This window comes from Variovorax sp. GW822-FHT04A09 (genome assembly GCF_058801005.1).
Window position 1 is genome coordinate 256,411 of the sequence record NZ_JBXAMV010000004.1, and the last position, 11,748, is coordinate 268,158.

The 11,748-nt window shown below is 69.8% G+C and carries 13 protein-coding genes; 8 read left to right on the forward strand and 5 right to left on the reverse strand.

The window, feature by feature from the left end:
* The first annotated feature begins 388 nt into the window (after positions 1–388).
* From AC1RLW_RS21295 to AC1RLW_RS21325, 7 genes are all read left to right on the forward strand, one after another.
* The gene (locus tag AC1RLW_RS21295) at positions 389–1,531 is read left to right on the forward strand and encodes a branched-chain amino acid ABC transporter substrate-binding protein (RefSeq protein WP_095948363.1); all 1,143 of its coding nucleotides are present in this window, start codon (positions 389–391) and stop codon (positions 1,529–1,531) included.
* A gap of 15 nt (positions 1,532–1,546) precedes the next feature.
* The gene (locus AC1RLW_RS21300) at positions 1,547–2,482 is read left to right on the forward strand and encodes a 4-hydroxyproline epimerase (protein ID WP_493194939.1); all 936 of its coding nucleotides are present in this window, start codon (positions 1,547–1,549) and stop codon (positions 2,480–2,482) included.
* An 11-nt stretch (positions 2,483–2,493) separates the two neighbouring features.
* Positions 2,494–3,597, forward strand: coding sequence for an NAD(P)/FAD-dependent oxidoreductase (locus tag AC1RLW_RS21305; protein ID WP_493194940.1), 1,104 nt, complete (start codon positions 2,494–2,496; stop codon positions 3,595–3,597).
* Positions 3,594–3,842, forward strand: coding sequence for a (2Fe-2S)-binding protein (locus AC1RLW_RS21310; RefSeq protein WP_493194941.1), 249 nt, complete (start codon positions 3,594–3,596; stop codon positions 3,840–3,842). Before AC1RLW_RS21305 ends, AC1RLW_RS21310 begins: the two co-directional genes overlap by 4 nt.
* Positions 3,839–5,113, forward strand: a complete 1,275-nt coding sequence (locus tag AC1RLW_RS21315; RefSeq protein WP_493194942.1) for an FAD-dependent oxidoreductase — start codon at positions 3,839–3,841, stop codon at positions 5,111–5,113. Before AC1RLW_RS21310 ends, AC1RLW_RS21315 begins: the two co-directional genes overlap by 4 nt.
* Positions 5,110–5,826 carry a GntR family transcriptional regulator gene (locus AC1RLW_RS21320; protein ID WP_493194943.1) on the forward strand — a complete coding sequence of 239 codons (717 nt, stop codon included), beginning with the start codon at positions 5,110–5,112 and terminating at the stop codon, positions 5,824–5,826. Before AC1RLW_RS21315 ends, AC1RLW_RS21320 begins: the two co-directional genes overlap by 4 nt.
* Before the next feature lie 79 nt (positions 5,827–5,905).
* Positions 5,906–6,832 carry a fatty acid desaturase family protein gene (locus tag AC1RLW_RS21325; RefSeq protein ID WP_493194945.1) on the forward strand — a complete coding sequence of 309 codons (927 nt, stop codon included), beginning with the start codon at positions 5,906–5,908 and terminating at the stop codon, positions 6,830–6,832.
* A gap of 4 nt (positions 6,833–6,836) precedes the next feature.
* Here AC1RLW_RS21325 and AC1RLW_RS21330 read toward each other — a convergent pair whose 3' ends face one another.
* Positions 6,837–7,727 (reverse strand): EamA family transporter, encoded by an 891-nt coding sequence (locus AC1RLW_RS21330; RefSeq protein WP_493194947.1) that lies wholly within the window; start codon positions 7,725–7,727, stop codon positions 6,837–6,839.
* 89 nt (positions 7,728–7,816) lie between these two features.
* Between AC1RLW_RS21330 and AC1RLW_RS21335 the strand changes: the two genes are divergently transcribed.
* Entirely contained in the window at positions 7,817–8,704 is an 888-nt protein-coding gene (locus AC1RLW_RS21335; RefSeq protein WP_493194948.1) for a LysR family transcriptional regulator, read from the forward strand.
* Between the two features lie 12 nt (positions 8,705–8,716).
* On the opposite strand, the gene AC1RLW_RS21340 is transcribed toward AC1RLW_RS21335, so the two are convergent.
* The 4 genes from AC1RLW_RS21340 to infA all read right to left on the reverse strand — a co-directional run bounded on the left by AC1RLW_RS21340 (position 8,717) and on the right by infA (position 11,229).
* Positions 8,717–9,040 carry a hypothetical protein gene (locus tag AC1RLW_RS21340; RefSeq protein WP_493194950.1) on the reverse strand — a complete coding sequence of 108 codons (324 nt, stop codon included), beginning with the start codon at positions 9,038–9,040 and terminating at the stop codon, positions 8,717–8,719.
* A 91-nt stretch (positions 9,041–9,131) separates the two neighbouring features.
* Complete coding sequence (locus tag AC1RLW_RS21345; protein ID WP_167395080.1) at positions 9,132–9,302, reverse strand: hypothetical protein; 171 nt, start codon at positions 9,300–9,302, stop codon at positions 9,132–9,134.
* A gap of 94 nt (positions 9,303–9,396) precedes the next feature.
* Complete coding sequence (gene dbpA, locus AC1RLW_RS21350; RefSeq protein WP_070063311.1) at positions 9,397–10,839, reverse strand: ATP-dependent RNA helicase DbpA; 1,443 nt, start codon at positions 10,837–10,839, stop codon at positions 9,397–9,399.
* A gap of 120 nt (positions 10,840–10,959) precedes the next feature.
* A complete protein-coding gene (gene infA / locus AC1RLW_RS21355) occupies positions 10,960–11,229 on the reverse strand; it encodes a translation initiation factor IF-1 (protein ID WP_062482563.1) in 270 nt (89 codons plus the stop codon).
* Positions 11,230–11,748: the final 519 nt, after the last annotated feature.

Below are 11,748 nucleotides of genomic sequence, written 5' to 3' on the forward strand. Positions count from 1 at the left end.
CTTCCCTCCGCGAATGTCCCCCGGGGCTTCGCCCCTCCTCCTTGATTTCGCTGCGGGACGCACCCAGTGTCCCGGGCACGGGACACGCTGCTGGTTCTCCGCTGATCAACCACCGCACTGACCCGATCACGTCGATGGGGTGCCTTGCGCAGCGAAATCAAGGGGGAGGCCGCAGGCCGGAGGACATTCGCGGAGCAAGGCTCCCCGTCGGCGGGATCGCGCCCCGAACGGCCCGTTCGTTCACAGATATCACAGAACCCCAGCGACCGAAAGAGCGCTTGCCCCACAGATATCCACAAGATATGTGCTTAATATATTTAAACTGAGACAGGTCTCCCATGCACTCGGGCCCTGTCGTTTTTCATTGTTCCCAACCCTAGGAAGAAGCATGAAGTCACAAGCAGGCATGGTTTCCTCACTCAGTCTCGCGGGCCTGGTCGCCCTGGCCGTGGCCAGTCCCGCGCAGGCACAGGAGCAGGTGGTCAAGATCGGCCACAGCGGTCCGCTGTCGGGTCCCAACGCCTTTGCGGGCAAGGACAATGAAAACGGCATCCGCCTGGCCATCGAGGAGCTCAACGCGAAGAAGCTCAGCGTCGGCGGCAAGACGCTGAAGTTCGAGCTGGTCTCCGAAGACGACCAGTGCGACGCCAAGACCGGCGTCAGCGTGGCGCAGAAGTTCGTCGACGACGGCGTCAAGTTCGTCATGGGCCCGTACTGCTCGGGCGTGGCCATTCCGGCCTCGCGCATCTACAGCGACGGCGGCACGCTGGTCTCCACCGTGGGCACCAACCCGAAGGTCACGCAGGGCGGCTACAAGAACCTGTACCGCATCATCGCCAGCGACAACCAGATCGGCGGCGCCATGGCCGTGTACGCGGCCAAGGAACTGAAGGTGAAGAAGGTCGGTGTGATCGACGACCGCACGGCCTTCGGCCAGGGCCTCGCCGAAGAGTTCACCAAGGAGGCGAAGAAGCAGGGCCTCACCATCGTCGGCCAGGAGTTCACCACCGACAAGGCCGTCGACTTCACCGCCATCCTGACCAACATGAAGGGCAAGGCGCCCGAGGCGATCTTCTTCGGCGGTTATGCGCCGCAGGCCGCACCCATGGCGCGCCAGATGAAGCAGTTGGCCGTGCCCGGCAAGCTGCTGGGCGGCGACACCGTGTGCAGCCCGGCCACCGGCAAGATCGGCGGCGACGCGGTGAACGACCTGGTGTTCTGCGCACAGGGCGGCTCCATGCTCGAGAAGGCGCAAAGCGGCCCGGCCTTCAAGGAGAAGTTCAAGAAGCGCTTCAACGTCGACCCCGACGCGTATGCCGCCTCGTACTACGACCAGGTGCTGTTCATCGGCGAATCGATGAAGAAGGCCAACGCCATCGACCCCGACAAGGTCGGCGCCGAGCTCTACAAGGCCACCTACAAGGGCGTGGCCGCCACCTACGCGTACGACGACAAGGGCAACATGAAGCAGGCGCCCATCACCGTCTTCACGTTCAAGAACGCGGCCCCCGTGCCGATCGCCAGCTACTGAGCGAGCCCCACACCCATGCAACGCATCCAGGTCATCGACTCGCACACGGGCGGCGAGCCCACGCGCCTTGTGATCGGCGGCTTTCCCGATCTGGGGAAAGGCTCCATGGCCGAGCGCCGCACGCTGCTGGCCGATCAATATGACAAGTGGCGCGCAGCCGCCGTGCTCGAGCCGCGCGGCAGCGACGTCGTGGTCGGCGCGCTGCTGTGCGAGCCGGTGTCGCCCGATGCGGCGGCCGGCGTGGTCTTCTTCAACAACGCCGGCTACCTGGGCATGTGCGGCCACGGCACCATCGGGCTGGTCGCGAGCCTGGCGCACCTGGGGCGCATCGGCGTGGGCGAGCACCGCATCGAGACGCCTGTGGGCACGGTCACGACCACGCTGCACGCAGACGGTTCGGTGAGCGTGCGCAACGTGCCCGCGTACCGGCACCTGCACCAGGTGGCGGTCGAGCTGCCGGGCCACGGCACGGTGCGCGGCGACGTGGCGTGGGGCGGCAACTGGTTCTTCCTCGTGAGCGAACACGGCCAGCGCGTGGCGAGCGACAACCTCGCGGCGCTGACCGACTACACCGCCGCATTGCGCCGCGCGCTCGCAGCGCAGGGCATCACGGGCGCGGACGGCGCGGAGATCGATCACATCGAACTCTTCGCGAACGACGACGAAGGCGCCGACAGCCGCAACTTCGTGCTGTGCCCCGGCAACGCCTACGACCGCTCGCCCTGCGGCACCGGCACCAGCGCCAAGATCGCCTGCCTCGCGGCCGACGGCAAGCTCGCGCCGGGCGCGGTGTGGCGGCAGGCCAGCGTGATCGGCAGCGTCTTCGAGGCGAGCTACGCGATGGACGGCGACCAGGTCATTCCCACGCTGCGCGGCCGCGCGCACATCAGCGCCGAGGCCACGCTGCTCATCGACGACACAGACCCCTTCGGCTGGGGCATCCGCCTCTGACACCGGGGCGCATGGACGCGGACGTCATCGTCATCGGCGCCGGCATCGTCGGCGCGGCGTGCGCCCATGCGCTGGCGCAGGCCGGGCGCCGCGTGTGCGTGCTCGACGCGCGCCTGGGCGGTGCCACCAGCGCGGGCATGGGCCACCTCGTGGTGATGGACGACAACGCGGCCGAGCTCGAACTCAGCCGCCATTCGGTCGCGCAATGGCGCGCGCTCGCGCCGCGCCTGGGCGCCGACTGCGCCTTCAGCCCCTGCGGCACGCTCTGGATCGCGGCGAACGACGAAGAGATGGCCGAGGCCGAGCGCAAGCAGCAGCGGCTGGGCGCGCTCGGCATCGAGAGCCGGCTGCTGGGCGCGGCCGAACTCGCGCGCGCCGAGCCCGCCTTGCGCGCCGGCCTGTCGGGCGCGCTCGAAGTGCCGGGCGACGGCATCCTCTATGCACCGAACGCGGCGCGCTGGCTGCTCGCGCAGCACGCGGCCTTGGTGCAGGTCGAACACGCGAAGGTCGAGGCCATCGAGCACGACGGCACGCTGCGCCTGGCCGACGGCAGCCGTCGCCGCGCGCCGCAGGTCGTGCTCGCCAACGGCATCGAGGCGACGACGCTGTGCCCCGAGCTGCCGATCCGCCCGAAGAAGGGCCACCTGCTCATCACCGACCGCTACCCGGGCACGGTGCACCACCAGCTCGTCGAGCTCGGCTACGTGACCAGCGCGCACCACAGCGACGGCGACTCGGTCGCCTTCAACGTGCAGCCGCGGCCCACGGGGCAGCTGCTGGTCGGCTCGTCGCGCCAGTTCGACACGACCGACCTGGCCGTGGAGGCACCGATGCTCGCGCGCATGCTGCAACGCACGCTCGACTATCTGCCGGGGCTCGCCGGCCTGAACGCCGTGCGCGCGTGGACCGGCCTGCGCGCCGCCTCGCCCGACGGCCTGCCGCTGCTGGGCAGGCACCCGTGGCGCGAGAAGCTCTGGCTCGCGGTCGGGCACGAAGGGCTGGGCGTGACCACGGCGCCGGGCAGCGCGCACGTGCTCGCGGCGCTGATGACCGGCGCGACGCCCGATTTCGACGCCGCGCCGTATGCGCCGCGCGGCCTGCGGGAGAGGGCATGAGCGATCACACCTTGCTGCACATCGACGGACAGCTCGTGCGCGTGAAGGCGGGTAGCTCGGTCGCCGCCGCGCTGCGCGTTGCCGGCGGCATGGGCGCGGCGCGCACTTCGGTCACGGGCCAGCCGCGCGCGCCGTTCTGCGGCATGGGCGTGTGCCAGGAGTGCCGTGTGCAGATCGACGGGCGGCGCCGCCTCGCGTGCCAGACCGTGTGCGCCGAGGGCATGCGCGTGGAGACGACGGCATGAGCGGCGTGGCGATCGACGCGTGCGATGTGCTGGTCGTCGGCGCGGGCCCCGCGGGCATGGCCGCGGCCGTGGCGGCGGCGGCCAGTGGCGCGTCGGTCGTGGTGATCGACGACAACCCCGTGCCCGGCGGACAGATCTGGCGCGACGGTCCCGGCGCGTCGCTGCCGCCGGAGGCACGCCACTGGCGCGAGGCGCTCGCACGGCACGCGAACATCCGCGTGCGCAGCGGCACGCGTGTCGTCGCCGCGCCTGCTTCGCATGAATTGCTGCTTGAAGACGCCGAGGGCGCGACACGCATGCGATGGACAAAGCTCATCCTGTGCACCGGCGCCCGCGAACTGCTGCTGCCCTTCCCCGGCTGGACGCTGCCCGGCGTGACGGGCGCGGGCGGGCTGCAGGCGCTGATCAAGGCCGGCCTGCCGGTCGAGGGCGAACGCATCGTCATCGCCGGCAGCGGGCCCTTGCTGCTGGCCGCCGCCGCCACGGCCAAGGCGGCGGGCGCGCAGGTGCTGCGCATCGCCGAGCAGGCCTCGTTCGCCTCGGTCGCGGCTTTCGGTGCCCGCCTCGTGCGCTGGCCCGGCAAGGCCGTGCAGGCGCTCACGCTGGCCGATACGCGCTACCGCACCGCTTCGCGCATCGTCTCGGCACAGGGCACGGCGCAGGTCGAATCGGTGCGGTTGCGCCAAGGCAGCCGCGAGGTCGAGATGGCCTGCGACCGCATCGCTTGCGGCTTCGGGCTCACGCCCAACACGCAGCTGGGCCAGCTGCTCGGCTGCGCGCTCGCGGGGCCGGGGCTCGCGGTCGATGCGCTGCAGGCCACGAGCGTCGCGGACATCTACGCGGCCGGCGAATGCACCGGCTTCGGCGGCAGCGAGCGCGCGTTGGTGCAGGGCACCATCGCCGGCCACGCGGCCGTCGGCGAGACCGCGAAGGCCCGCACCCACGACCGCGAGCGCGCCCGCTGGGACGCTTTCGCCGCCCAGCTGCATCGCCGCTTCGCGCTGGCCGACGACCTCAAGGCCCTGCCCCGCCCCGACACGCTCGTGTGCCGCTGCGAGGACGTGCCCTTTGCCGCGCTCGCGGCCTGCACCGGCTGGACCGATGCCAAGCTGCACCGCCGCTGCGGCATGGGCGCCTGCCAGGGGCGCGTCTGCGGCGACGCGGCGCAGTTCCTGTTCGGCTGGACGCCGCCCGCGCCGCGCCCGCCGCTGGTGCCGGTGCGCATCGAGACACTGGCCGGGCTTGCAGCCCCCGGCGACGCCCGACAATGACGCCCACGCATCCGCACACGCACGAGCACATCCACACCCCCACCATGGCCGCCCCGAAGACCGCTCCCCGACCCCCGCCCAAGCGCCGCGCGGCCGACCTGGCCTACGACGCCATCGAGGCGCTGCTGTCCACCATGCAGCTGGAGCCCGGCAGCCAGATCGTCGAGGCCGAGCTGGCCGAGCGCACGGGCCTGGGCCGCACGCCGGTGCGCGAGGCGCTGATGCGCATGGTGTCGATCGGCCTCATCGTGCAGCAGCCGCGCCGCGGCCTGCTGGTGTCGACCATCGACCTGGCCGACCACCTCGACGTGATCCAGACCCGCCGCGTGCTCGAGCAGCTGATCGCCGCCTGCGCCGCGCGCCGCGCCACCGCGCCGCAGCGCCAGGCGATCGTGCGCTGCGCCGAGGCCATGGTCGAGGCCGCGGGCCGCGGCGACCTGAACGACTACATGCAGGCCGACCGCGCGCTCGACCTCGTCACCCACCAGGCGAGCCACAACGACTCGGCGGTGAAGGCGGTGGTGCCGCTGATCGTGCAGTGCCGGCGCTTCTGGTACGCCTACCAGCACGAGGGCGAGATCGTCGAAGGCGCGAACGCGCACCTCGAACTGGCGCAGGGCATCGCCACCGGCGACGAGGCCGCGGCCATCGCGGGCGCCGAGCGGCTCATGGACTACCTCGAAGTCTTCGCCCGGAAAATCATCGACAAGTAGGCCGAAGGGCCTCGCCTGCCCCCGCCCACACCGGGGAACTACGCGTGATCTGCCGGCGCCTTCGCCGCATACTGGCCCGATGGCCGCTGCACCCCGCGCTCGACCCGAAGACTTCTTCACCCCCGACGAGTGGCAATCGCTCACCACGCGTTCGTCCTGGCGGGGCCTGTGGCTGGTGGCGCACTGCTGGGGCGTGATCGGCGCCGCGATGATCGTGGGCATCGTGTGGCCATGGACCATTCCGCTCATGGTGCCGATCGTCGGCACGCGCCAGCTGGGCCTGTTCATCCTCATGCACGACGCCGCGCACGCGGGGCTGCACCGCAACCGCAAGGTCAACGACTGGGTCGGCTACTGGCTGTGCTCGCCCACGCTGCGCGACTACCGGCCCTATCACCTGCAACACCACCGCTTCGTGCAGCAGACCGAAGACCCCGACCTCGTGCTGTCGGCGCCCTTCCCGATCTCGCGCGACTCGATGTGGCGCAAGGTCGTGCGCGACCTCAGCGGCCAGACCTTCTACAAGCAGCGCTTCGGCCACATCGCCGACGCCCTGCGCCAGCGCGCGCCGGGCGAATCGGCGCTGCGCGTGTTCGTGCGCGAACTCGCGAAGGACAGGCGTTTTCTCATCGGCAACGGCCTGGGCCTGCTGGCCTTCACGCTGGCCGGTGTCTGGTGGGCCTGGGTGCTGATGTGGCTGCTGCCGATGGCGAGCTGGCTGCCGCTCGTGAGCCGCGTGCGCAACATCGCCGAGCATGCGCTGGTGGCGCAGAACGAGGCCGACCCGCTGCGCCAGGCGCGCACCACGCACGCCGGCTGGCTCGAACGCATCTTCGTGGCGCCCTACTGGGTCAACTACCACTGCGAGCACCACATGTTCACCAACCTGCCCTGCTGGGCGCTGCCGAAGGCGCACCGCCTGCTGCAGCGCCAGGGCGCGACGGCGCGCATGGAAGTGCAGCCTGGCTACCTGCAGCTGCTGCGCCGCGCCGCCCCTGTGGGCTGAAATCTCAGCGACTCGATGCGGGCTGCACCGCCGCCACCGGCTGCGCACCGCGCTGCGCCTGCTGGCTCAGCCAGATGCTCGCGATCACGATGCCGATGCCCGCCATCTGCCAGCCCGAGAGGCTCTGGCCCAGCAAGGCCCAGCCCAGGATCACGGCCGTCACCGGGCTCAGGAAGGCCAGCGGCGCGATCGCCGAGGGCTCCAGCCGGGCCACGCCGCGGAACCACACGATGTAGGTGAGCGCGGCGCCGACCAGGCCGAGCCAGGCGAAGCCGACCCAGTTCATCGCCGTGAGCGCGGGCAGCGGCGGTTCCAGCCACAGCGCCACCGGCAGCAGCAGCAGGCCGCCGGCCGTCAGCTGCCAGGCCGTGAAAGTCAGCGCCGACACCGGCGGCTGCCAGCGGCGGCTGAGCACCGTGCCGAAGGCCATCGACACAGCCGCCGCGAGCGCCGCGGCGATGCCCAGCGCGTCGAGCGCGGCGTTCGGCGTGAGCACCAGCAGCGCCACCCCGCCCATGCCGATCACGGCCGCCGCCACCGACAGCGCACGCACCGGCGCGCCCAGCAGCAGGCCGGCGAGGAACACCACGAACAGCGGCTGCACCGAGGTGATGGTGGCCGCCACGCCGCCCGGCAGCCGGTAGGCGGCCAGGAACAGCATCGCCCACAGCACCGAGAAGTTCAGCGCGCCCAGCAGCAGGATGCGCCCCCACCACGCCCGGGGCGGCAGCTGGCGCACGATCAGCATCAGCAGCAGGCCCGCCGGCAGCGCGCGCAGCAGCGCCACCGTCAGCGGGTAGTTCGCCGGCAGCAGCTCGGTGGTCACGATGTAGGTGCTGCCCCAGACCGCGGGCGCGATCGCGGTGAGCAGGAGGTCGGTGGTGCGGGAGGTCATGGCTCGAATCTAGGGCGTTGACCTGTGGTTGTGAATGCTCGAATAATGAATTGATTCTTTACTGACAGTCGTCAATCGAGCGACGGCCCATGGACCATCTCACCGCCCTCAAGGTCTTTCGCACCACCGCCGCGGCGGGCAGCTTCGCCGGCGCCGCGCGGCAGCTGGGGCTGTCGGCCGCGGCCGTCAGCAAGAACATCGCCGAGCTGGAGGCGCACCTGAAGGTGCGGCTGATCAACCGCACCACGCGCAGCATGAGCCTCACCGAGGCCGGCGCGGCCTACGTGGAGCGGCTCGCGCGCATCCTCGACGACCTGGACGAGGCCGACGCTGCGCTGGCGCCCGTGGGCGCGAGCCCGGGCGGCGTGCTGCGCGTGAGCGCGCCGCTGACCTTCGCGCTGACCTGCATCTCGCCGCACATCCCCGCCTTCATGGCGCGCCACCCGAACCTGCGGCTCGAGCTGAACCTGCAGGACACCCGCACCGACCTGATCGGCGAGGGCTACGACCTCGCGATCCGCGGCAGCGACCGACTGGAAGATTCGAGCCTGGTCGCGCGCGAACTCATGACCATGACCCACGTGCTGTGCGGTGCGCCCGGCTACTTCGCGGCCCACGGCCGGCCCGCCGTGCCGGAAGACCTGAAGGCCCACGAGTGCGTGCAGTTCACGCTGTCGGGCCACGCGAACAAGTGGACCTTCCGCCGCGCCGGGCGCAGCGTGGCGGTGCCCATCGACGGGCGCTACAAGGTCAGCTCCAGCATCGCCGTGCGCGACGCCCTGCTCGCGGGCTTCGGCCTGAGCCTGGTGCCGCGCATCTATGTCGAACAGGAGCTGGCGGCGGGCCGGCTCGAAGCCGTGCTCGCCGACTGGGAGGCCGACCGCACGCCGGTGTACGCCGTGTACCCGTCGCGTCACCTGGCGGCGAAGACGCGCGCCTTTGTCGACTTCCTGCTGGAGCGGTTCGCGGCGCGGTGAGGCGCGCGAAGGCTAGTCGCCCGCCGGCTCGGCGATCTCGGGCGCTTCCCACCCCAACAGCTCGGCCAGCCGCTGCACGATCCAGCCGGCCTCGGGCACCGACACGCCCGATTCCGGCGTCACCAGCCCCGCGTGGATGCGCCGCAGGATCTCGCTTTCGACCGGCACCTCGGTGTGGTGCTGGATCTGCGCATGGCCCACGAGGTGGCCGGCGAGGTCTTCGCAGATCTCGTAGCGCGCGCGCACCACGTCGATCGGCTCGCGCAGGCGCTGGCGCGCGTCGCTGTAGACCGCGAAGAACGAGGGCGGGATGTAGATCTGGTTGTCGTCGGACATGGCAGCGCGTGATGCAGGGCAGGCCCCAATGACAAAACGCGCCCGGGGGCGCGTTCGTCGTGGCTCCGAAGAAAGAGCCGCGGGGGCTGGATCAGCCGCCCTTGCTCGGGCGCTTGCCCGGGTTCTTCTTGCTGCGCGTGGCGGTGCCGCGCTCGAGGCTGATCTTCTGGCCGCCACCGTTGCGCGGCACGGTGTAGCCGGGCATGGGCGTCGGCTTCGGGCTGGCAAGACGGTCGGCTTCGGTACGGATTTTCTTGGGCATGGAAAGCTCGGATAAAAAAGATGTTCGACCCCCGATTAGGCCACATCGGCAGATTTCGTCTGCCAAGCGCCCAAACAGGAGCATGGGAGGGATGTCAGGTGGACTGCGGTGTCAGCAGGCGCACCTTGACGCTCTTGCCCTTCACGCGGCCGTTGCCGAGCTTGCGGGCGGCTTCTTCGGCAATGCCGCGGTCCACCGCGACATAGGTCGAAAACTCGTTGACGTTGATCTTGCCGACCTGGTCCTTGGTGTAGCCGCAGTCGCCGGTCAGCGCGCCCAGCACGTCGCCGGCGCGGATCTTTTCCTTGCGCCCGCCGACGATCTGCAACGTGGCCATGGGCGGCGTGAGCGGTGCGCCCTTGGCGGGCGTGAGCTCGGCCAATGGATGCCATTCGGACTCGCGGCCCTGCAGCAGCTCGATCTTTCCTACGAAGCCCATCTCGTTCATGCTGGCCAGGTTCAGCGCCAGGCCTTCCGAGCCGCCCTGCTGGCCCACGCGGCCGGTGCGGCCCACGCGGTGGATGTGGATTTCGGAGTCGGGCGTCACGTCGACGTTGATCACGGCTTCGAGCTGCGCGATGTCCAGCCCGCGCGCCGCCACGTCGGTGGCCACCAGCACCGAGCAGCTGCGGTTGGCGAACTGCACCAGCACCTGGTCGCGCTCGCGCTGCTCCAGCTCGCCGAACAGCGCCATCGCGCTGAAGCCCTGCGCCTGCAGCACGTCGACGAGGTCGCGGCACTGCTGCTTGGTGTTGCAGAAGGCCAGTGTGCTCACGGGACGGAAATGGTCCAGCAGCAGGCTCACGGCGTGCAGCCGCTCGCTGTCTTTCACCTGGTACCAGCGCTGGCGGATCTTGCTGCCTTCATGCTGGGCCTGCACCGTGATCTGCTCGGGGTTCTTCATGAACTGCTGCGCGAGCTTGGCGATGCCTTCGGGGTACGTGGCCGAGAACAGCAGCGTCTGGCGTTCCTTCGGGCACTGGCGCGCCACCTTCACGATGTCGTCGAAGAAGCCCATGTCGAGCATGCGGTCGGCCTCGTCGAGCACCAGCGTGTTGAGCGCCGAGAGGTCGAGGTTCTCGCGCTCCAGGTGGTCCATGATGCGGCCCGGCGTGCCCACCACGATGTGCGCGCCGTGCTCCAGGCTGGCGATCTGCCCGCGCAGCGCGACGCCGCCGCAGAGCGTGACGACCTTGATGTTTTCTTCGGCGCGCGCCAGGCGGCGGATCTCGGTCGTGACCTGGTCGGCCAGCTCGCGCGTGGGGCACAGCACCATCGCCTGGATGGCGAAGCGGCGCGGGTTCAGGTTGGACAGCAGCGCCAGCGCGAAGGCGGCGGTCTTGCCGCTGCCGGTCTTGGCCTGGGCGATCAGGTCCTTGCCCAGCAAGGCGGGCGGCAGCGCGGCGGCCTGGATGGCCGTCATCTGCGTGTAGCCGAGCTGGGTGAGGTTGGCCAGCATCTGGGGCGACAGCGCCAGCGTGGCAAAGCCGTGGGGTTCGGCCTGGAGGCCGCCGGCTGGGGAGGTGGTGGAGTTCATCGTTCGGCAGCCGGAGACAGACAGGAAAACGCGAGAGGGAAAAAGTGACGGCCCGGAAAAGACAAAGGCCTTGCAGGGCCCCCTCCGGGAGGGCGCTCTGCAAGGCCGGCCGGGCGTCGCTCAGCGGCGGGGCGTGTTGTTGCCCGAGTTGGTCGGCGGGGGACCGCGGCGTTCCAGGTGACGGAACGTGATGCGGCCCTTGGTCAGGTCGTAGGGCGACAGCTCGAGCGAGACCTTGTCGCCGGCCAGGATGCGGATGTGGTGCTTGCGCATCTTGCCGCCGCTGTAGGCGATCAGCTGGTGGCCGTTGTCGAGCGTGACGCGGTAGCGCGAGTCGGGCAGGACTTCGGTCACTGCGCCGTTCATTTCGATCAGTTCTTCCTTGGGCATGTGTGATTACCTCTGAATCGTTCGATGTGTGTTGGAGATGAAGATGGGCGTGTTGGTTTCAGTCGGCCGGCGGGTCAGCCGGCGTCCAGGAATCTGTCGTTGCGGTGCGGGAAGCAGAAACCTGCCCACCGCGATGCTGTTGCGAAAGTGTCCATGAAGCCTGGGGCGCTGCGTGCCGGTGCGGGGCGCGCAATGCCGAAAAATTAGTGAGAACGGACGCGCCGCACGCGCGATTCGCTTCAACAGGAACGAAGGCAGTGGTGGCATTCATGGGCGCCCGGTCTGGCGCTCCAACACACTGTGAAAGCCGGCGTGGCCCGAGGGCTGGAAACGAGAAGCCTGATGAATCCTGGATCCCGGATTCAGATGGCAACGCAGATCGGCCGGCGGGGGTGACGAAATTCTTCGTCGTGGTATCGAAACGAACCCGACATTATAGCTTGCAGGGCATGACAGTTGCTTGTCTTAAAAACAACGTCTGCATGAAAAAGGCCCCGAAGGGCCATCCATCCTATCAAT